12 protein-coding genes are annotated in these 21,640 nt (G+C 67.2%); 9 read left to right on the forward strand and 3 right to left on the reverse strand.

What is annotated here, in order from left to right:
• Window positions 1-124: 124 nt before the first annotated feature.
• From KHZ24_02770 to menC, 6 genes are all read left to right on the forward strand, one after another.
• Window positions 125-1,045 carry a LysR family transcriptional regulator gene (locus KHZ24_02770; protein MBS5450127.1) on the forward strand — a complete coding sequence of 307 codons (921 nt, stop codon included), beginning with the start codon at window positions 125-127 and terminating at the stop codon, window positions 1,043-1,045.
• Between the two features lie 181 nt (window positions 1,046-1,226).
• Window positions 1,227-2,477 (forward strand): isochorismate synthase, encoded by a 1,251-nt coding sequence (locus tag KHZ24_02775; protein MBS5450128.1) that lies wholly within the window; start codon window positions 1,227-1,229, stop codon window positions 2,475-2,477.
• Between the two features lie 22 nt (window positions 2,478-2,499).
• The gene (gene menD / locus KHZ24_02780) at window positions 2,500-4,428 is read left to right on the forward strand and encodes a 2-succinyl-5-enolpyruvyl-6-hydroxy-3-cyclohexene-1-carboxylic-acid synthase (GenBank protein ID MBS5450129.1); all 1,929 of its coding nucleotides are present in this window, start codon (window positions 2,500-2,502) and stop codon (window positions 4,426-4,428) included.
• A gap of 92 nt (window positions 4,429-4,520) precedes the next feature.
• Entirely contained in the window at window positions 4,521-5,411 is an 891-nt protein-coding gene (locus KHZ24_02785) for an alpha/beta fold hydrolase (protein MBS5450130.1), read from the forward strand.
• 273 nt (window positions 5,412-5,684) lie between these two features.
• Window positions 5,685-6,515 (forward strand): 1,4-dihydroxy-2-naphthoyl-CoA synthase, encoded by an 831-nt coding sequence (menB, locus tag KHZ24_02790; protein MBS5450131.1) that lies wholly within the window; start codon window positions 5,685-5,687, stop codon window positions 6,513-6,515.
• 13 nt (window positions 6,516-6,528) lie between these two features.
• The gene (menC, locus tag KHZ24_02795; GenBank protein MBS5450132.1) at window positions 6,529-9,180 is read left to right on the forward strand and encodes an o-succinylbenzoate synthase; all 2,652 of its coding nucleotides are present in this window, start codon (window positions 6,529-6,531) and stop codon (window positions 9,178-9,180) included.
• A gap of 31 nt (window positions 9,181-9,211) precedes the next feature.
• Here menC and KHZ24_02800 read toward each other — a convergent pair whose 3' ends face one another.
• From KHZ24_02800 to KHZ24_02810, 3 genes are all read right to left on the reverse strand, one after another.
• Window positions 9,212-11,791 (reverse strand): U32 family peptidase, encoded by a 2,580-nt coding sequence (locus KHZ24_02800; GenBank protein ID MBS5450133.1) that lies wholly within the window; start codon window positions 11,789-11,791, stop codon window positions 9,212-9,214.
• A 70-nt stretch (window positions 11,792-11,861) separates the two neighbouring features.
• Entirely contained in the window at window positions 11,862-12,740 is an 879-nt protein-coding gene (locus KHZ24_02805) for a class C sortase (GenBank protein MBS5450134.1), read from the reverse strand.
• A 96-nt stretch (window positions 12,741-12,836) separates the two neighbouring features.
• A complete protein-coding gene (locus KHZ24_02810) occupies window positions 12,837-16,946 on the reverse strand; it encodes a SpaH/EbpB family LPXTG-anchored major pilin (GenBank protein MBS5450135.1) in 4,110 nt (1,369 codons plus the stop codon).
• A gap of 299 nt (window positions 16,947-17,245) precedes the next feature.
• Between KHZ24_02810 and tgt the strand changes: the two genes are divergently transcribed.
• The 3 genes from tgt to KHZ24_02825 all read left to right on the forward strand — a co-directional run bounded on the left by tgt (window position 17,246) and on the right by KHZ24_02825 (window position 21,565).
• Window positions 17,246-18,454: a tRNA guanosine(34) transglycosylase Tgt gene (gene tgt / locus KHZ24_02815; protein MBS5450136.1), complete on the forward strand. Its 1,209-nt coding sequence runs from the start codon at window positions 17,246-17,248 to the stop codon at window positions 18,452-18,454.
• A gap of 402 nt (window positions 18,455-18,856) precedes the next feature.
• Window positions 18,857-20,437 carry a hypothetical protein gene (locus tag KHZ24_02820; GenBank protein ID MBS5450137.1) on the forward strand — a complete coding sequence of 527 codons (1,581 nt, stop codon included), beginning with the start codon at window positions 18,857-18,859 and terminating at the stop codon, window positions 20,435-20,437.
• A 522-nt stretch (window positions 20,438-20,959) separates the two neighbouring features.
• Entirely contained in the window at window positions 20,960-21,565 is a 606-nt protein-coding gene (locus tag KHZ24_02825; GenBank protein MBS5450138.1) for a hypothetical protein, read from the forward strand.
• The last annotated feature ends 75 nt before the right edge of the window (window positions 21,566-21,640 follow it).

Consider the following 21,640-nt stretch of genomic DNA (forward strand, 5'->3'; position numbering starts at 1 on the left):
TATTCTGTTACTGGAAGCGCTAAGAAGCGTACAAAAAGTTGGGCATATTCATCTTAAGGTTTATTGCCAAATGCTTTTGATCCCCTACAATAGAAAAGCTTTATGACCTACAGGGGGAGTGGTCATGAACACTATTCAGTTGAAGTATTTCGAAGCGGCATGCCGATGTGGCAGCTTTACGAAGGCTGCCCGTGAGACTTCAATTTCCGTACAGGGACTCACGAAATCACTGAGAAGCCTTGAAAAGGAACTGGGTGTTGAACTGTTTCGCCATGAAGGGCGCAACGCCTGCGTTCCTACGGAGTACGCCGAAGCGCTGCTCCGCTATGTAGAACGAGATACGGCATCGCATTCTGAACTCATGAACGATATCAATCGAATTCGGATGCGCAAACTTAACAGGTTGACCGTTTGCTTCGCAATCGGAGTGCTGGGCTATCTTGGCCCTCATTTTATAGATACCTTTTGTGAGCAGAATCCTGATATTTCTTTAGGTTATACCGATGCTGCGGACTATGCGTGCGATGAAGAGTTGAGGGCAGGGAGATGTGATATCGCCCTGACGCTCGCCCCGTTTGCCAGTGATTTTGATACGCGTTCAATACATACGACCACGACGAGCTTCTGGGTGAGGAGAGGCGATCCTCTTTTTGGCAGAGAAGTTCTAAAAGCGTCTGACTTCGTGGGGCGAAGGATAGCTATGCCGGGGCCGGACTTTAAGTGCTACGCGTCTATTATGAGCTCGTTTGAGGGTGTCGCGGGCAGACCTGCTGCGACCTATTTTTCGTCCGCGATGTTTTGGCTCTATAACTACACGCTCGAAGGGAATGGACCGGCGTTTGGCGTTGGCCACTTAAAGCGTCTTCCCTTCTTTAATAGCGATGGCATGCGTCTCATCCCATTTGAAGATGTAACGTGGGGCTTCGGGGTTTCCACCTTGCGAGGCGCCGAGCTTTCTGATGCTTCTCGTAGATTTTGGAATTATTGCCTGAATGCACATGGGTCTCCTAATACCTGGCTGACAGATAAGAGCGGCTCGGCTTAGATGGAGCAGGCGTCCAATCGGCTGGCGGGGCGCCTCGCGCCGACGGGCGTGTCGGTATACTGGCACGAGTTATCGTCGCCATCCGGTGGCCGCGTCCGGTGCGGTCTTGCCATGACGCCCGTGCGCAGCCGCTCGGGCGAGGGGGAGGTTCTGCGTGCTCACGAAGCTGTTCTCGTACACGATGCCCGTTGAGGCCGACGTCGTCGACGCGTTCTGCGCGCTCGCGCACGGGTTTACCGACCAGTTCGTCTTCTATGACAAGGACCGTCCCTCGCGCTACCTGGGCATGGGCCGCTGCGTCGCCGTCTCGTCGCTCGGCGAGGTCGAGTATGAGGCGCAGGGCCCTGCGTCTGTCGCCCCCGTCCTGTTCACGTTCTCGCGTTTCGACGCCGGCAACCCCGCGCCGACCGACGAGCTGTTCGCGTCGTTTCCCAGCGTGGGCCTCATGGTGCCCGAGGTCGTGCTTATAGAGAACGAGAGCGGGACGTTCCTGCAGGTGAACAGCCTGGGCCCCGTGTATCGTCCCCGCGTCGAACGCTTCGTGCGCGCCTGCGAGGCGGCGCCGGCGCGCGTGCGCGTCACCATTCCGTTCTCGCTCGAGCCCGACGACCGCTCCGCATGGGCGGCGCGCGTCGAGGCCGGCCTGGCTGCCATCGATCAGGGGCGCGTCGGCAAGGTCGTGCTGTCGCGCAGGCAGCGCCTCGTCGCGCAGGCTCCGTTTGACGCGCGCGACCTCGTCGTCAACCTCATCGACGTGCCTGCCCGGGGCTGCGTCGTGCTCTATCGTTACGCCGACGTTTTCTTCTGCGGGTGCACGCCCGAGCTGCTCGTGCGCAAGCGCGGCGACGTGGTCGAGAGCATGTGCCTCGCCGGGACGTGTCCCACGAGCCCCGACGCCGCACAGCGCGAGCGCCTTGCCGACGAGCTCCTGCACGACGCGAAAAATCTGCGCGAGCACGCGTTCGTCGTCGACTTCGTGCGCCAGGTGTTCGACCGCACGTGCTACGGCGTCGACGTCCCCGCCCATCCGCAGATCATGTCGCTGCCCAACGTGCAGCACCTCTGGACGCCCGTGTCGGCGCGCCTGCTCGGCGGGCGCACGCTGCTTGGCCTCGCGGCGCAGCTCGATCCGACGCCGGCGCTCTCGGGCGCGCCCGTGGGCGAGGCGCTCATGCTCATCCGACAGATCGAGCCGTACGCGCGCGGCCTGTACGGCGGCGCGGCGGGGTTCATGACGGCTGACGGCGACGGCGAGCTGCGCGTGGCCCTGCGCACGGGCGTGTTCGACGGACGGCAGGGCTGGGTGTACGCCGGCTGCGGCATCGTTGCCGGCAGCGACGCGGATAGTGAATACGACGAGATCGGCATGAAGCTGCGCGCCGTCCTGTCGGCCTTCGACGGCGGCGAGGGGGCGGAGGTGCGCCATGGCTAACCTCGACTTCGTGACCGGTGAGATGGGTGCGGCGGATGCAAGGCGGGTCGAGGCGACGCGTACCGAGCTACGCGAGCCGCGCCCCAACGCCGCAGATGCCGTGCCCAGCTCGGCGGCGTCCGCCCTGTGGCTCTCTGCGTTTTTCGACGAGCTCATAGGCCTCGGCGTGCGCGACATCGTCGTAAGCCCTGGCTCGCGCTCGACGCCACTCGCCATGGTGGCGCACGCGAGCAGCCTCAACCTCTACGTTGACGTCGACGAGCGGGGGGCGGCGTTCTTCGCACTTGGCCTTGCGAAGGCGAGTGGCCAGCCGGTCTGCCTCGTCTGCACGTCGGGCACGGCCGTCGCCAACTACTATCCCGCCGTCATGGAGGCGGAGTCGTCTCGCGTGCCGTTGCTGCTCCTGACAGCCGACCGCCCGCCTCGCCTGTGGGGCTTGGGCGCGCCGCAGACGTGCGACCAGCTCAACGCCTACGGCAGCCACGTGCGCCTGTTTCGCCAGATGCCACTGCCGGGGTCGAGCGCGGCGGATATCGCTTTCGCGCGTCAGGCGGCCCTCGAGGCGTACTGCGCCGCGTGCGGCTCGGGTGCGACCGGCACGCCCCTCCCGATAGGTGATGACTCTCCCACGCTGTACGGCTGCATGGGCACGGCCGGGCCCGTCCAGCTGAACTTCCCGTTCGACAACCCGCTCAAGCCCGACCTGTCGGTTGACGGCCTGTTCACGGCGGGCCGCTTGACGCGGCTGGGCACGCGCATCGTGAGGCCGCCCGTCGATTTGGCGCCCTCGGATGCAGACCGCCTGCTCGACCTCATCCTCGCGCACGACACCCTGCTGCTTGCGGGCGAGGGGAGCGCCTCGTGCGAGCGGGACGCGCGCGAGTTGCTCGCGCTGGCGGAGGAGCTGTCCTTGCCTGTCGTGGCAGACCCGCTTTCCGGTCTGCGCGCCTATGCCGACGACCACCTGCTGAGCGCCTACGACGAGGTGTTCGGGACCGAGGGCCAGCCACGACCTGGCGTCGGACGTGCGGAGCTCGTCATCCGCTTCGGGCGCTACCCGGTGTCCAAGGCCTGCTTTACGACCGTTTGCGCTCCCGACCCCGCGACGGGTGACCGGCCGATGCAAATCGTCGTCGACGCCGTGGACACGCGCGACTTCAACGTCGCGACGGATTTCTTCGTCCGCTGCGATCCTCCTACGTTTGTCGGCGCCCTGCGCTCGGCCCTCCGAGCGCGCCGCAATGCCGGAGACGCCGCGCTCGCGGACGAGAACCTTGCGGCGCAGCGGGCGTTCCTTGCCTCGTGGCGCACGGCTGACGACACTGCTACCCGACGCTTCACCGCGCGGGCGGACGAGGGCGGCGACGCGTTCGAGGGCGCCTACGTGCGACGCCTGCTCGAGCTCGCGCCTGAGGGCTCGCTGCTCTGGGCGGCAAGCTCCATGTCCATCCGCGCCGTTGACCAGTTCTATCGCGCCGGCGGACCGAAGGGACTCGCCGTCCTGTGCAACCGCGGGCTCAACGGCATCGACGGCACGGTTTCGAGTGCCCTGGGCGCGGCGCAGCGCTTCGACCAGACGACGCTGCTCATCGGCGACCTCGCGATGCTGCACGACCTCAACGCGCTGCACCTCCAGCGCGAGCTGCTGACGCACCATGGGGGAGAGCGGGCGAAGAGCGTCGTCATCGTGCTGCTGAACAACGCAGGCGGCGGCATATTCGACTTGCTGCCCCAGCGCTCGGAGGACGACTACTTCGAGCGGCTGTTCCTGACGCCCCAGCACCTGGAGTTCGACCACGCGGCGGCGACGTTCGGCGTGCCGTATCGTCGGGCGACGTCGGTGGCGGAGTTCTCGCAAGCATACGAGGAGCTGCTCGGCACGCCAGGCATCTCGCTGCTCGAGATCCCGTTCCCGATCGCCGGCACGCACGAGCGCTATCGCCATGTCTAGCGTGTCGGTCGGGCCCGAGCCCCGGGTCGTCTTCTTCGAGCGCGGTGGCGTGCGCTATCGGGCGCTGCGGTGGGGGGGCGTTTGACGGCGCGGTGTCTGCGCCCCCTGTTGTCCTGCTGCACGGGTTCTCCCAGAGCGCCCGCACGTGGGATGAAGTTGTCCCACTGCTTGCTGAGATGTTGCCTGGCCGTGCCATATGGGCCCCCGAGTTTGTCGGGCACGGCGGCTCCGACGCCCCGCGCGACCCCGCCCCGTACGCGTTTGGCGAGCTTGTCGCGACGCTTGCGGGGTTCATCGATGAGGTCGTTGCGCCGGAGTCTGCTTTGGTGGCGCCCCGTCCTGCCCCGGAGACGGTCTCGGCTCCTGTGGGGGGAGGTGCCACGCCTTCGGCCGAGCGCCGCCTTCCTCGCGTTGCACTCGTGGGCTACTCCATGGGTGGGCGCGTCGCGCTTGCTTACGCGGCGGGCCACTCTGACCGCGTAGCGGCTCTCGTGCTCGAAAGCGCTGGTCTGGGGCCCACGGACGAGGCATACCGGCGGGAAGCCGCAGATCGGGACGCTACTCTTGCCGCTCGCGTGCGCCGGGACTCGCTTGCGGACTTCATGGACTTCTGGGAGACGCGTCCCGTGTTCGCCTCGCAGCGCGCGCTGCCGCAGGAGCGTCGCCTGCTGCTGCGTGAGGCCCGCATGCGCAACGACGCCGAGGCGCTGGCGCTGACGTTCGAGGGCTCGGGCCAGCACGCGATGCCCCGCCTCGCAGACGCCCCCGCAGCCCTTGCCGAACAGGGCGTCCCCGTTCTTTATATTGCTGGCGAGCTCGACCCTAAGTACGCCGCCGTCGCGCGCAGGCTGGGCGAGGCCGCGGGAGGGCTGCGGCGCGGCCTTTCCGTGCATATTCTGCCCGACGTCGGCCATGACGCCCACTTTGAGGACCCCGTTCGCTATGCGCGCGAGGTGGGGACGTTTCTCAACGGGGCTTGCTAGTCTCGCTCCGGCGTGTCGACCTCTCTGCGCCACCCGGCCTCGTGGACAATCGGCGGGTACGACGGCCACGTCACGTACTCCGGTGCGATGCGGGGCCGGCCTGCGTCATAATCTCGGACAGACGATATTCTGGTTGCCGTTTCGTGCCGGTTTGTCCAGCCCTGGCGGCGTGCGGTGACGCTACCGAGAAGAAGCGAGGTCCACATGAGCGAGATCGATACTAAGGAGAGCGCCTGCCAGCGTCCGGGCGAGACGCCGGTTGACGACGAGCCCATCGTCTGGGTGCCCGGCCGTGAGTACCGCGAGATCGTCTACGAGACGTGCGGCGGCATCGCCAAGATCACGATCAACCGCCCGTGGCACCGCAACGCGTTCACGCCGCTGACCGTCGACGAGATGTACGACGCGTTCACGCGCGCCCGCGATGACGCGTCCATCGGCGTCATCATCCTGACAGGCGCCAACCACGGCGGCCGCCACGAGGACGAGGCGTTCTGCAGCGGCGGAGACCAGAAGATCCGCGGCAACGGGGGATACGTCGGCGAGGACAACATCCCGCGTCTCAACGTGCTCGACCTGCAGCGGCTCATCCGCGTCGTCCCCAAGCCCGTCATCGCCATGGTCAACGGCTACGCCATCGGCGGCGGCCACGTCCTGCACATCCTGTGCGACCTGTCCATCGCGGCAGAGACGGCCAAGTTCGGCCAGACGGGCCCACGCGTCGGCAGCTTCGACGCGGGCTACGGGGCGGGCTATCTCGCGGCTATCGTCGGCCAGAAGAAGGCACGCGAGATCTGGTACCTGTGCCGCCAGTACTCGGCGGCCGAGGCACTCGACATGGGCCTCGTCAACGCGGTCGTGCCGTTCGACGAGCTCGAGCGTACGTGCGTCGCCTGGGCGCGCCGCATGCTGCAGCTCTCGCCGACGGCCCTGCGCTTCATGAAGGCGAGCTTCAACGCCGCAACGGACGGCCTTGCCGGCATCCAGCAGCTCGCCGGAGACGCGACGCTGCTCTACTACACGACGGACGAGGCCAAGGAGGGGCGCGACGCCTTCAAGGAGAAGCGCACCCCCGACTTCCACCAGTTCCCGACGTTCCCGTAGGCCGGGCCGTCACATGTCAGGTGAGACGGGCAACGAGTTCGCCTGTGCGTTCGCGTGTACGCTGGCCAGACGCCCCAACGCTCCATTCCTGTGGCTGTGCGACGGGGAGCGGGGCGCCTCTGACGGCGTGTCGCTCCCCACGGTGAGCTACGCCGAAATGGACGACGCCGCCCGTCGTGTGGCGTCTGGTCTTGCGGTGCGGGGCGTCCGGGCGGGCGACTACGTGCCGGTCGACCTCGCGAACTCGTCGGCCTTCGTCGCGTTCATGCTGGCTGCGTCGCGCGTCGGCTGCGCCCTCGTGACGCTGAACGCGCGCCTTTCGTCCGCCGAGAAGCGCCTGCGCCTCGAGGGGCTTCGGGGCACTCTCGGCGCCGAGTTGCCCGATCCACTCTCCGAGACTGACGTCGAAGGGATGATGGGTGCTCGCGCGCGCGTCGAAACGGACGTGCTGGGCACCGATGTGACGTCCGGCTCCGCGACGGCCGTCGTCATGTTCACGTCGGGTACGACGGGGGCGCCCAAGGCCGTGCCCCTGACGTGGGACAACCTCTGCGGCTCGGCACGTGCCTCCAACGAGCGTCTCAGCCGCCCGGGCGCCGGCCTGTGGCAGGCGACGCTGCCGATGTACCACGTCGGCGGCCTCCAGGTGCTCGTGCGCAGCGTGCTCAACGGGACGCCTCTCGCCCTCTATCGCCGCTTTGACGCCGCGCGCGTCCTGTCGGATGCGGCGGAGCTCGGCGCGACGCACCTCTCCGTCGTGGACGCGACGCTGCAGGACCTGCTCGACGCCGACGATCGTCGCTCTAGCGAGGGGCTCGCACGCGTTCTGCCGCGCTATGACTGCCTGCTGCTCGGCGGCTCCGCTCCCAACCCCGCGACGCTGCGCCGCGCTGTCGAGGCGGGGGCGCGCGTGTGGGCGAGCTTCGGCATGACGGAGACGTCGAGCCAGGTGGCAAACGCCCCCGTCACCGAGGCGTTCGACGGCTGGCTTGAGCTGCTGCCTGGGTACGAGGCCCGCGCAGTTGGCGGGCAGCTTGCCCTGGGCGGCCCGGGCGTCATGGGCGGCTATCTCAACGCGCCGACGCCGCGTGCGGCCGACGGCCTGCTGCTGAGCGGCGACACGGGGGTGGTTCGTGGCAACCGCATCCGTGTGGGCGAGCGGACGGCCGACATGTTCGTCTCGGGCGGTGAGAACGTCTATCCGGCGGAGGTGGAAGACGCCCTGAGGCGTGTGCCCGGCGTGCGCGACGCCTACGTGTTCGGGGCGCGCGACGAGCGGTGGGGCCGTCGCCCGGTCGCTTTTGTCGAGATGCCTGCGGGCGCGGATGCGGGGCCCGCAGTGGCGCGGGCGGCTGCCGTACGCGAGGGGCTTGCGAAGACGCTCTCCAAGATCAACCTGCCTGACCGGCTCTACGTGCTCGACGAGTTCCCGCGCACGGGCATCGGCAAGGTCGACCGATCTGCGCTGCGAGCTCACGATGACGCCCGGATCTGCGTGCGCCGTATCGACATCTGGCGCATCGAGCAGCCGTTTGTGCAGCCGATCACGACGGCCCGCACGACGCTGCGCACGAGGCCCTCTCTCATCGTGCGCGTGCGGGGAGAGCGAGGCAACGCCGGGCTGGGGGAGTGCGTCTCGTTCACGACGCCGTGGTATCTGCCCGAGACGCTCGGCGAGGACCTCCGGGCTCTGAGCGAGCACCTCGTTCCGCTCGTCCTGGGAACGCCGCTGCTTGACCCGTGGCAGGCGGAGGAGCTGTTGGCGTCCTGTCCCGAGGCGCGCCGCCTGCCCATGGCGCGCGCGGCGCTCGAGAACGCCCTGTGGGACCTGTGGGCGCGCCAGCGCGGCCTGCCTCTGTGGCGCGTGCTGCTCGAGGAGGCGGGGGAGTCTGCCTGCGCAGGGACGACGGAGGGGCTGACCGTGCCGGCGGGTGCCGTCCTGGGCATCGGAAGCATCGACGAGACACGGGCTGCCGCCGATCGAGCCGTCGCTGCCGGCTACGCCCGCATAAAGATGAAGGTGCGCCCCGGCGACGATGTCGCGTGCGTGCGTGCCGTGCGCGTCGACCATCCTGACCTCATGGTCACGCTCGACGCGAACGGGAGCTACACCGAGGCCGACGCCGCCCTGCTGCGCGAGCTGGATGAGCTGGGCGCGCGTTGCATCGAGGAGCCGCTCGACCCCGCGCGTCCACCTGCGGAGGGACCGGCGGGTCTGTGGGAGCGCCTGGAGCGCCTGCAGGCCACGATGCACACGCTGATCTGCCTCGACGAGTCAGTCACGTGTGCAGAGGACGCGTGGCACGTGCTCGAGTCGCATCCCGCGCTGCGCTGCTTTGCGCTCAAGATCGGCAAGTTCGGTGGTGTCGCGCCGGCGCTGCGCTTTTACCGGGAGGCACGCAAGCGTGGCGCGGAGGTCTGGATGGGCGGCATGTTCGACACATCTATCTCTAAGCGCCTTCACGCCGCGTTCGAGGCGCTACCCGGCGTCGACATCCCAGGCGACCTTTGCTCGACGGCGCGCTACTTCGCCCGGGACGTCGCAAAGCCCGAGCTTGTGGTTGACGGAGGGCGCATCTCGCTCGATAGCCCCGGCTTGGGCTGTGACCTCGACGAGGGGGCCGTTGCCTGCCTCTGCACGGAGCACCTCGCGTTCGAGGTGTAGGGCTGGCCTGCTTGCCGGGTCCGTCGTCCCGCTATCCGATGCGCTCGAACAGGTGACCGGCGTTGGCCCGTCCGGTACGCACCGGCGGAACGCGGCCGGCGCGGGCGTCCTCAAGAGCGCGTGCGGCAGTGCGCACGGCCGCTGCGGCCTGGGCGGGGTCGAGAAGCAGCGCGTCGACCATGAAGTGCGTGACGCCGCAGCGCAGCAGCTCGGGGATCTGCGGCGTGATGTCGAGCGGCGCTGGTTCCCAGACACGCGAGCGCCCGTGTACGTCCGAGGTGACGAGGTACGTGCGGCCGAACTCGTCGCGCAACGTGAGTGGGCGGCGCCTGCGGGCGCACGTGGGGCACGTCTTGGCGCACGGACCCATCGACTGCAGGACGCAATGCTCGCACGTCATGACGCGCATGCGGCCCGACACGACGATGCCGAGCTCGAGGGGGGCGCGAGGCGCGAGGCGCTGAATCTCGAGGAGCGAGAGCTCGGGGGAGAGCCAGGCCTGCGCAGCGCCCATACGGTGCAGCTCTTCGAAGGCCGGCAGGTTGTGCAGCGGCAGCGTGTGCCATGCCTCGATGCGGGCGGACGGGAGCTGACGTGCGCGCACGAGCTCGCCGACCGTGCCAGCGACGACGGATCCGCCGCGGGCTGCGAGCGCGCCGAGCGTGGCGGCGACCACGCCCTCGTCGGCGGAGCGGCTCACCTCGCCCATGACGGGTATGACGCCCTCGGGCCACGTCGCACGGTCTGTCGTTCCGCCTGGTTGGGGCACGCTGTCGTGCTCGGCGTCTCGCAGCGCGCTCGATCCGGCGCCGAGCACAAGATCGTCTGCCGTCGCGTACACGCGGCTCGCACCGGCCCCGAGCGCCGCGCGTGCGGCTTCGGGGGATCGCACGAGTGCGCATACGTCGCCGGGCTCGCACGTAGCGGAGCCGCCGTCGCGGTGTGTCGCCCGCTTGCGGACGGGGGGTTCGGCGAGGCTGCAGGGGGCGTCGATGAGGCGTTCTGCGCGTGCGTGCCAGGGGGCGAGCAGGCGCTCGGCAAGGCGTTCGAGCGCCTCGGCGCGCACGGCGTGCACGGCGGAGAAGCCCATGCCCACGCCCTCGTCGAGCTCGACGTCCCAGGAGGCGACCTCAAAGGGACTCGTCCCCACGCGCCCCACGTGCTCGCGCAGGTCTTCGGCGGTGACAGGTCGCGTGCGTGCGGGCTCAACGACGAAGCCCTCCGAACGCTGCGCGACGCCGGCCTGCCCAAGGGCTGGGTGCGCGTCGTCGAGCGTCGAGACCTCGACGGCGAACGGCTTGCCGAGCCTCGCCTCGACGCGGACGGCGACGCGCCGTTTGCGGGGCCACGTGCGCGCCGCGTACTCGCGCGCCTGGGCCATGCCTCGCTCGCTGCGGATGACACGAACGACGCAGCCGGTGGGCATGGGGCGTGGCAGCCTTACGTCGAGCTCCGTGTCGGCGGATGCGTCGTGGGGGGCGGGCACGGTGACGTAGTCGTCAAACCTATCGGGGTTGCGGATCTCGAGCAGGTCGCCTGTCGAGACGGGCTGCGAGAGGTCGAGCACTGCCTGGCGTCCCCTCATGGTGACGAGCTCGCCGGCGAGCTGGCCTCGGTTGTTGCCGCGCTCGTAGGACATCATGTCGTTGCCGGACGCCCCGTGAAGGTAGGCGCTCGTGAAGTCTCGATTGAACGCACGGCGCAGCGCCCGATCTGTCTCGGCGTCCTGGGCGGGGTCGAGCCCCTGCGCGAGCTCGTCAAGCGCCCTGCGGTACGCCCCGACGACCGTGCCCACGTAGTCGGGTGCCTTCATGCGCCCTTCGATCTTGAGGGCACCTGCTCCGGCCGCGACAAGGGCGGGCAACTCACCGATCGTGCAGGCGTCACGCGGTGAGAGCAGGCGGTTGCCGTTGACGCGTGCGACGGGGGTGCCCTGCTCGTCGAGCAGCTCGTAGGGGAGGCGGCAGGGCTGACGGCACAGCCCCCGGTTTGCCGACCTGCCGCGCTGCATGGAGGAGAGGAGGCACTCGCCCGAGTAGCAGACGCACAGGGCGCCGTGCGCAAACACCTCGAGCTCGACGCCCTGGTGCGAGCACGCCTCTATCTCGGCGAGCGACATCTCGCGCGAGAGCGTGACGCGGGCGCAGCCCAGGCTTTTTGCCAGGCGCACGCCCTCGACGTCGTGGACGTTCGCTTGCGTCGAAAGGTGCAGCTCGAGTTCGGGCCACAACTCGCGGATCTGGGCGAGCAGCCCCCAGTCCTGGACAATGAACGCGTCAGCGCCTGCTGCCGCCGCGTCGTGCACGAGGCGCAGCGCATCTGCCATCTCGTCCTGTCGCACAAGAATGTTCGTCGTCACGTAGACGCGCGATCCCGCCAGGTGCGCCATGTCACACGCGTGGGAGAACGCGTCGATGTCCATGTTCTCGGCGTTGCGCCGCGCGTTGAAGCCGCCGAGCCCGCAGTAGATGGCGTCTGCGCCGGCAGCAAGCGCCGCCTTGAACGCGTCGAGCGTGCCAGCGGGAGCGAGTAGCTCGGGAAGGCGGCGCGGAGCGGGCGATGCCGATCGCTTGGCCGTTTGGGGTGCGAGACGCAGAGGTGCGGCAGACATGGGGTCCTCTCAAAGCGCGGCAGACGCGCGGGGTTGCGGGCAGTCGGGCGGATACGCATGGTATCCCACGCTAGTGTGGTTTCTGCGGTTGGCGCGAGCGGGACACGAGCAGAAGGGACGCCGCTATTCCGGAAGCGAGCGAGGCCAGGGCGCAGATGGCGGCGACGAGCGCGCCAGGAAGTCGACGCCTGTTGAGGCGCCCTCGCTCTGCGGGGACGCTGCTGCCGGGTGGCGTTAATCCGGGCGCGCCGGCGTCCGAGGAGGTGCCGTCTCGGCTGTCGCTGACACGCTCGCACGTGACGAGCAGGCGCTGCGTGTTGACGCCGGGAGGGTAGCACGTGAGCAGCGTCAGCAGGTCGTGCCCTGGCTCGATGGCTAGCGCGGACGTATCCGTGGGCTCGATGACGCTCGTTTCGCGAACTTCGTAGTGCAGCGTCCCCGCGCAGGACGTGAGCTCGACAGTGTCTCCTGGCTGTAGCTTCGGGATGTCGTCGAACAACCGCGTGTCACGATAGAGCGTATGCCCTGCTATGACGCAGCGCGACGACGCCCCACCAACAGGAAGGCTGCTGCCAGGTAAGTGTCCCACTCCCCTCGACAACACCGTATCGGATGTCCCGGAGAACACGGGGAGCGACAGGTTGAGCGCGGGTATGTCCAGCCGCGCGATGGCCTCGTCGTCAAGCGGATGCCATGCGTCGTACCCCTGAGGCGCCGCATCGGGGCCGAATGTCGGCTCTGGGCGAGCGGCGAGCTCCTCGTTCATGGCGCGCGCCTGGGCGAGGGGGCGCTCGGCGGCGCCCTCTCTGATGGCCGGGGCGAGCGACGCGCTGATCTGCTCGGCCTGTGACTGCAGGACGTCCGCGTTCAAGGCGCGCAGCGCGACGGGCCACAGGATGACGGCGAGGCCTGTGGCAACGAGCAGACCGGCGAGGACGGGGGCGAGCATGGAGCGCCGCCGGACCGACGCGCGGGCGGATGGCTCTTCGCCATCAGGCTCCCAGACTACGTTTGCGCGGCTTCTGATCCCCACAGGGCTGCGCTCCTAGCGCCGTGACCTGTGCGCGTGGCGTCGCCGGCTCCGCGTGGCGAGGGGAAGACCGAGTCCGGCAGCGACAAGCAACGCCCCTCCCACGACGCATGACGCCGAGCCCCTGCCTCCCGTGTTTGGCAGGACGGGCACGGGCGCGTCACGCACCTGGATCGTGGGGGAGAGCTCGGGCTCGTCAGGGTTGCCGGCGGGCCCGACGTGGACGCGGATGGGCTCGCTAACCGGCTGGAATCCCGTGGGCGACTGCACCTCGACGAGATAGTAGTCCGTCCCGTTTTGCAGGTCGTAGCGCAGACCTCCGAACGTGGCGCTGCCGTCTCCGGCCGTGCGTTCCTCCCATATGCCGGCGTCTGAGCCATCAGGTGCGAGCCGATGCATCCAGCGGCCGGCGTGCGCGTCCTCAATAGAGGCAGCGATGCGAAACACGGCGCCCTCCAGCTTGAGGGACGGATCGTCCGCCTGGCACTTGTCTACGTTGATGGCGCCGAAGGACACGGTCGGCCTCTGCGTCTCAAACTCGTGGTGCGTGCCTGCTTCGTTGACGATCTCGAGACGCGCACCGTTGTCGAGCGTGCCGCTCACGGCGCCCTCGTTGGGCCGAGCGACGAAATCGATGACGACCTTCGCCTCTCCAGGACCCTGCGCTGCGTCAACGGCACCTTTCAGCCGCGTGAGTCCCGGCGTGAAGTCCCAACTCAACAACTGACACGCGTGACCCGCATCATCTGTCGCCGGAGAGACGCTGACGGTGAAGTCTTTTCCGGGCTGGAGCTCCATGTCTCCTGCCGTCACGGCAAGTCCTTCAGGCATTGCGGGCGTCGTCGAGATGCGCCAGTCGAGCTGGTCCGTAACGACGTATGACGTGGCACGGTCTATGTTGTTGGGCACGTCACAGGCGATGCGAAACGTCACGGCCTCGCCGATTGCCGCGCTCGCCTGCATGGTGCACTCGCCACGCTCGATGATGGCCTTGTCGACGTCTATGCGGTAGTTCTTTGGGTAGACGTGCACGTCGTAGAGCCATGAGGCCTCGTCCTGCGGGTCTGCCATGGGGACGCTGGCAAGAAACGGCGCGCATCCCGCTTCGACGCGGGGGTCGGGGAGCTCGCGCACGAGCCACGTGCCCTGGTGCCCCGGCAGGTCAAAGCGTGCGACGCCCTCCGCGTTCGTCTCCGCTGACAGCTCTTCATCTCCCGCGCGAACGACGTAGTCGGCGAACTCTCCCGTGGCGCCGGGGGCGGGGGAGAAATCCTCCGCTCGCGCGGTGCCCTGCGATATGAGGGCGTCGGCCTCTCCCCGGCTGTAGGCACGGCGGATCGCGAACGTGACGCCTTGGATCGGTTGCGCGTCGTCCGGCAGACTCTCTTGTTCGATTGGCCGTCCGTCCGAGGGCTCTCCCGGTGCGACCTCATCGGGCAGTACGTACTTATGCACGCTGAGGGAGGCGGCGTGATCCGGATCGGGGAGCTCCGACGGCTGGGCGATCGCCAGGGCGGGGACGATGAGCGCACAGAGGGCGAGTGCCATGAGGGCGGCGCTTGCGACGGAGCGCGCGACCTTGCGTGCCGCGCGTCGGCCGCGGGCGGCGAGCGCCACGCCCGTGGCGGCAAGCGTCGCGCCCGTTATCAGCGGGGCGATCGACCCCGTGCCACCGGTTCTCGGCAGCTCGCTCTGGCGATAGTTGCCGACGCGCAGCGTGCCCTGGTCGTGCTCGAACGGCGGGTTGGACACGTCGCCGACGCTTTCGAGGGAGAGCCCCTGCTCGCTGTCTACGCCGACGACCCACCCTCCGCTCGGCCGGACGTATCCGTGCGGGACGCGCTCCTCAAGCAGCAGATACGTCCCCTCGTCCAACTCTCCGAAGTCCACGAGGCCGTTGACGTCTGAGGCCTGTGCGTCTACGAGCTCCCAAAGGCTGTCGTCGCGAATCTCCTGCTGTCCTATGGTGTCCGGCAGCTCGCGCGTGGGCTGGTAGAGGGCGAATAGTGCGCCTTCGAGTGGGATACGGGAGATGGCATCGATCTTGGCGAACGAGAACGGCACGCATGAGCGTTCGTCCACCATGGTGACGTCCTGCTCGGACGCGGTGAGCCGGATCTCGAACGGAACGTCGGGCGCGAGCTTGTAGCCCTGGGGCGCCTCGACTTCCCGCAGCGTGTAGCTCCCAGGGGCGAGGCCTGTCATCTCGTGCGGTTTGCTGGCGCTCACCCAGTCATCCACGACGGTGCCGTTTTCGTTGATGACCTGCAGGCGGGCCCCGGCCAGGGCCTCTCCGGTCTTGGCCGACGTCTTGCTGATGCTAACGTGCGTCATGTAGGGATCCACGATCGTTACCTCTTTCTGTGCCGTTGTTTCATCGAGGGTCAGCTGAATCTCGTCGGCGATACCAAATCCGTCTGGTGCCGATATCTCGTGTATGAGGTACGTTCCGAGGGGGAGGGCCTCGTCGCCCGTTGACGCTTGGCCGTTTGCGTCTGTTTCGAGCTCCATGACCTCGGCTCCGCTCGCGGCATCTTCGATTGAGAAACGCGCTGTGGGCACGGGCGGGCCTGAGGGCGTCCCGCCGTGCTTCGAGATGCGTATGTCGCCCATAATCGCCGGGTCGCTCACATCGAGGCGCACGTGCACGGGCCCTCCGGTGATGGTGACGTTGCGAGGGGTCGGGTCGAGGGCGTGGCCAGCGGGGGCGTCTGTCTCGACGAGAACGTATGAGCCCACGGGGAGCAGGCAACTCGCCTGGCCGCTGTCATCAGTCTGTAGCGTCGCCGCTACCGAACCGTTGGACGTGCGTACCTCAAACACGCCGTCTGCTAGGCTGTACGCCCGTCCGTCGATCAGGTCGGGCCGCGTCGACGCTTTCGCGACGTCAAGCCACCCGTACGCCGGGCGTGCCGTCAAGATGTTCTGGAGCTCGTCGGCCCCCGTTTCCCAGACAATGCACGCGTCACGTTCGGGGCGAAACGCGCCCGGATCGGCTCGCACGGCAGCGTCGTAGGCCCAGGCGCCGGCGATAAGCCCGTCGTAGGCCTGCCAGAAACCCGCCGACCAGCTCTCGCTGGGCGCCTCCGTTGTCGGGTGACTTCCCGGATTCGTGAAGCTCCAGATCGCCCACTGCGTTGCCGCTTCGGCGTCTTGCGGATCGGAACAGGCGCCCCCTATCGTTGGATCGCTCGGATAGCCGTGAAACATCAGGTAGTCGAGGAGGTTCTTGCCTTGGTCTGCCGCCGCTTGCGGATCGTTGGGGAAGAACCAGCGGTCGTACCACACGGGATCAGATGGGCCGTGGTTCGGGTCTCCCGGGGCGTTGAGCAGCATGTCGTTGCAGTAGGCTGGCGTGCCGTCGTTGGCGTTGGCGATGCGAGGAATGCTGTTGAGCGTCGCCGTCGCCGTGTTCGCATAGTGGCCGACGGTCGTGAACGGCGCGCTCTCGCCCGACGCGAGCTCTGCGGGCTCCAGAGCCATCCCAGGCGGTGCGGGGATGCTGCCTATCGATGAGAGCACGTCCCCCTCCTCGTCGAGCAGCTCGATGCTGCGTGCCGCAATGCCGTCCAGCGGAATGCCAAACGTCGCAACTGCTGCCGTAGTTCCCTCGCCGAGAGAGATGTCGATGTGCGGGCCCTCCTCGTCGACAGCGCCGCTGACGCCTTTGACTGCATCGCCGCTGAAGGGGATGCCAGGGCACGGTTTGAGCCCGCGTCCCAGGCGCACGCGCAGCGTCGTTGCGCCCTGCGGATCGCTCAGCTGGATGGAGAGCACGTTTGTTTCAGAGGAAAACGACGCCGCGATGCCCGGTTCTGTGGGCTGCTCCGCGTCGAGAAGCGCACCCTGGGTCTGCGGAGCTGTGGGGCCTTCTCCCTCGAACGGCTCGCGCCTCTCGCCCTCATCCCTGCCGCTCCGACCGGCCATCGCCGTGTTTTCTTGCCCTTCTCCCGGGGTGGCACCTTCTTCTCCGCTCTGTAGATCGGGCGCCGTTACCGTGACGCCGGGCCCGTCAGGCGCCTCCTCTGCCAGGGCGGGGCTCCGTCCGGGCGTGCAGCAGGCCATTCCCAGCATGGCGGCGAACAGCATCGCGACGATCGCAAGCGCTATGCCGGTGCTCCTCACCTCCCTTCGCAGCCTTTTGAGCACCTGTCTGCCGACCCCGTGCCATCGAGTTGTGTCCATCGTCCCTCCCGCGTCGTCTGCACACGTGCGCACTCACCGTGCCATGGGCTGGGGTATGCGCGCGCTCTGTCTGGCGATGCGGGAAACGCATCTGACAACCATGTGACAACAGGGGAGGAAGGAGTTGCTTCACCGCAGGTAAGACGTACCGTGAGCAGAGGTGCGCCCCGCTGTCAGACCGTTGTCAGATTCGACAATTTTCGTTGCACGGCTCGCGGCAGCGTGTGCGGTGGTTCGCCATGCTCACGCCGTTGCGCTACCATGGCCCCACCCGTGTTTGCAAGAAAGGATGCATCGTGACTGCAGCAGATACCCCTGACCTGTTCTCCTACGACATCGTTGCCGAGGACCCGACGACGCATGCCCGTGCCGGCGTGTTCCACACGGCGCACGGTGACATCGAGACGCCTATATTCATGCCCGTCGGCACGAAGGCCACCGTCAAGGGGTTGCTGCCCTCCACCGTCGAGCAGCTTGGCGCCCAGATCGTGCTTGCAAACACTTATCACCTTGCTATGAGGCCCGGGGCCGACCTCGTCGCGGAGATGGGCGGCCTGCACGACTTCATGTGCTGGCACCATCCCATCCTCACAGACTCGGGTGGCTTCCAGGTGTTTTCGCACGGCGACCTCGTGAAGCTCACGGACGAGGGCGTTGCGTTCCGCGCCGACGACTACGACGGGGCACACGTGTTCTGGACGCCTGAGCAGAACATGGACATCCAGCAGAAGCTCGGCGCGGACATCGTCATGCAGCTCGACCAGTGCCCGGGCTACCCGGCGGAGCGCTCGTTTGTTGAGCGGGCCGTCGAGCTGTCGAGCATGTGGGCGGAGCGCTGCTTCAAGGCGCACACGAAGGCCGACCAGGCGCTTTTCGGCATCGTCCAGGGCGGCATGCACCTCGACCTGCGCCTGCGCTCGCTCGCGCACCTCGAGGAGTGCGGCGACTTCCCCGGGTACGGTATCGGCGGCTACTCGGTGGGCGAGGACCACGAGACGATGTTCGAGACGCTTGCGCCGCTTGCGAGCGAGCACATGCCGCGCTCCAAGCCTCGCTACCTCATGGGCGTCGGAAACCCGACGACGCTCGTGCGCGGTGTGGCGTGCGGCATCGACATGTTCGACTGTGTGCTGCCGACCCGTACGGGACGCATGGGCACGGCGTTCTCGTCGCAGGGCAGGCTCAACATGCGCAACGCGAAATGGGCGCACGACCACAGCCCGCTCGACCCACAGTGCACATGCCCGGTGTGCACGGGAGGCTACACGCGTGCCTACCTGCGCCACCTCGTCACGCAGAAAGAGATGCTTGGCGGCATGCTGCTGTCGATGCACAACATCTATTTCCTGCTCGACCTCATGCGCCGCGCGCGCCGCGCCATCATCGAGGGCCGTTACGGCGCGTTCGTGTCCGACTGGATGGACTCGCCGGCGGCCGTGGACTACTAGGCGTGGGAGTTTTCTCCGTGCGGGGGGTGGCTTGCTGCGCGCCCTGCGCGCGTAACTGCCCCCAAGTGCACGTTTCTTTAATGGCTCCTGCGCAAGATGGCCGTCGAGTGCAGGGTTCTTGGCCTCGTCCGCTGCGCCCGTTGGCGGGTTTACGGCCCAGTGGCCGGTCCGAGAGCCTTTAACCTGCGGGTTTAGGAGTGCATCCTCGAGCGACGCGCCCCGTGCGGCCATTCTGGTCGGAAGAATCGCGCACTCGGCAGTCGCTTTGTGCACGCGCCCCCGAAGAATCATGCACTTGGACCCGAAGCTGCGCGCCTGGGGCCGTCTCGTTGTCTCGCTGATCCCTTTTGCTGCCTGTTTTAAAATGTGACGCGCTGTCTGAGAGGGACGCGGGGGTGGAGTATGGGACGCGGGAAATCGAAGTACGCCGAGGGAATGCTGCGCCTGGCGGAACAGTGGCCGTATCTGCGCTATCTGGGCATGGGCGGCTGGTGGGCATGGATCTGGCTGTGCTACAGCAGCACGGGCCTGTTTGTCCTTGGTCCCGCGGGTTTCTTTGCCCAGCAGGTCGGCCGTATGTATCTGTTCTCGACGCCCGCTATTATGCTTGCCCTCGTGGTGGCCGCCCTGGGGTGGCGACGCGTCACGCCGCTGTTGGGAGATCGCCGCTTTGTCCTCGGCGTCAGCCTGCTCGGCGTCATCGGGACGCTGCTCGTTGGGCTGGCTCCCTACGTCGATCTCACCGTGCTCCCGGTGGTCGGCTTCGTGCTGACGGGCTTGGGTACATCCGTCCTTGCGCTCAAGACAGGCGAGGCATACGGCACGCTCGGCGGGCGCGAGGTTCTCACGGCGGGCTCCATCTCGCTGGTGCTCGCTGCATTCTTCTACTTCATGGGCATCGGCCTGCCCGATGTGTGCCGCCCGTTCTTCATTGCCGCTCTGCCGCTGGTTGGCGCCCTGCTCTACGTGATGCCGGGTGACGTCGACCCGTTCCCCGCCGACGTGTGCGCGTCTGCCCCGAGTGGCTGGCGGGCGCCGGGCATGCGTACGTATGTGCGCATCGTGCTGGCCAGCGCGATCGTGGCGGTGACGGCGGGCTTTGCGAAGGGTGTCGCTGCCGCGTCGATGCCCGATGGTGACTTCGCTCGCGTGGGCGCCATCAGCACGTTCGCGATATTCCTCGCTGCGCTCGCCATCTGTGTCGCCGTGAACTCTGGCGACATCGTGCGCTCTGTGCGGCGTGTCTATGCCGCGCTCATCCTGCTGGGCATCGCCGTCGTGTTCGCGTCTGTGTTCGGTGTGAGCCTGGCGTATCTGGGCATCGGCAAAGAGCTGCTCTGGATGATATTCACGTGCCTCTTGGCCTACGCGGCGTTTCGCTTCGGCTTCTCGCCTGTGCGCGCATTCGGCTTTGGACAGGCGGTCTATCTGGGGGCAAGCGCCGCATCGTGGGGCCTTGGGATGCTGTGCGCTCCGGCGCTTGACACGCCGTCGGCCCACATCGTGCTCGTCGCCGCGATGATGCTCGTCATCGCTCTGCTCTTCGTGTTCGTGTTCACGGACTCCGACATCAAGTTTGTGTTTACGTGGCGTCCCGACGAAGCCGGCGTCCCTTTCAAAGAAGAGCTCGCGCGTGGTGGGGGCGGTCGACCTGATGCGGAGTCATCCGATGGACTTCCGATCGATCGGGACATTCCGGCCACTAACGGTGCTCTGCCCTTGGAAGACGATGCCGAAGTCTTGGCGGCTCGCATAGAGTCTCTGCCCGGATCTCTCGGCATTTCGTCTCGAGAAGCGCAGATCATGCTGCTGTTCGCGCAGGGACGATCGGCCAACTGGATCGCGGAGGATCTCGTCATCTCGAAGAACACCGTGCGCAGCCACATCCGCTCCATCTACACGAAGCTCGACGTGCACTCCCGCCACGAGCTGCTCGACTACCTGTCAGTGGGGCCGCACGACGTGCGAGGGGACGCGCGCTAGGGAGCTCTGGAAAAAACTGCGGCCTACGCACCGCATTGTTTCACTTACGGCCTCGCATCCGTGTGATGCGGGGCCGTTTTTGCATGCAACGCAGCGTTCGGTGGCCAGGAACCGGGCTCGTGTATTCCTTTCTCTAGAAAAGGGGCTCGCACGTCGAGATGCGACCTACGGTTTTGTCCGAGCGGCATCACGCGGACGAAAGCGCCCTGTTCACGAGCTCACTTTCTGGCCATCGGCGGCGCCTCCTCGTGCAGGCGAGGGGAGGCCAGGTCTTCTCGCAGATGCATACCGTGAGACTACTGGGCCATCTACCTGCGCTTTCGTAAATTGACTAGTCAATTTTGCCGGGGGTGGTGACTCGGCAATCACCTCCGTGACGACGGCAAACCCTCCCGGTCGTGACGATGCGCTCACCCTCTGATGCCCGCCTATCGTGGGGACTGCACGAGGGAGCGCGGCGCACACGGGCCGCGTCATACATGGCGCACCGCGTCGCTGGGCGTCGAACGGGAGGTATGGACGATGGAGCACGATCTGATCAAAGACAACCCTGCGCTCAAGGCGCCGGTGCTCGCAGTGCTCACAAGCTTTGAGGGCGAGGAGCCGCGCAGGCGCTCCGAGGTTGAGGAGATGCTCGCGAAGACGTGGGATGCCTCCTGGGCTCGAGGCGCGGCCGCGACGATCGACATCCTCGTGCGCAGGAAGGGGCTCGTCGAGCAGGTGTATGTGAACGGAGAGCCGTACGCAGGGACGTTGGAGGACGTCCAGACCGACGAGGACGTCCCCGAGGACGCCGAGGCGTACGAGACGCTTGCCGTCACGGAGAAGGGGCGCCGCCTTGCCGCAGCCTACGAGCCCGGCGTGACGATGCGTGCCCTGCTTGAAGAGCGCCCCGAGTACGGTGACGTTTTCAAGGCGGCGCTGTGGGCCTGCGCTGATGCTGACGGTTGTTCGCGCGCCGACCTCGAGGCGCAGATCAACGAGTTTCCGCAGCTTCAGCCGGATGCTGCGTCGGGGCGTACCCGCGTCTATCCCCAGTTCTTCATCGACGCTCTTGAGACGGCGGGCGGCATCGAGTGGCGCGACGCTGCCTGGCGCGTCACCGAGGTGGGTCGGCAGCTCCTGTAGGGCCCCGTCGCACGCATTTCCATTGGCAACCACCGCATCTTCGCGGTTTTGCGCACGTGTACCACATCAGAGAGG

This window comes from Coriobacteriia bacterium (genome assembly GCA_018368455.1).
GTDB lineage: Bacteria > Actinomycetota > Coriobacteriia > Coriobacteriales > UMGS124 > JAGZEG01.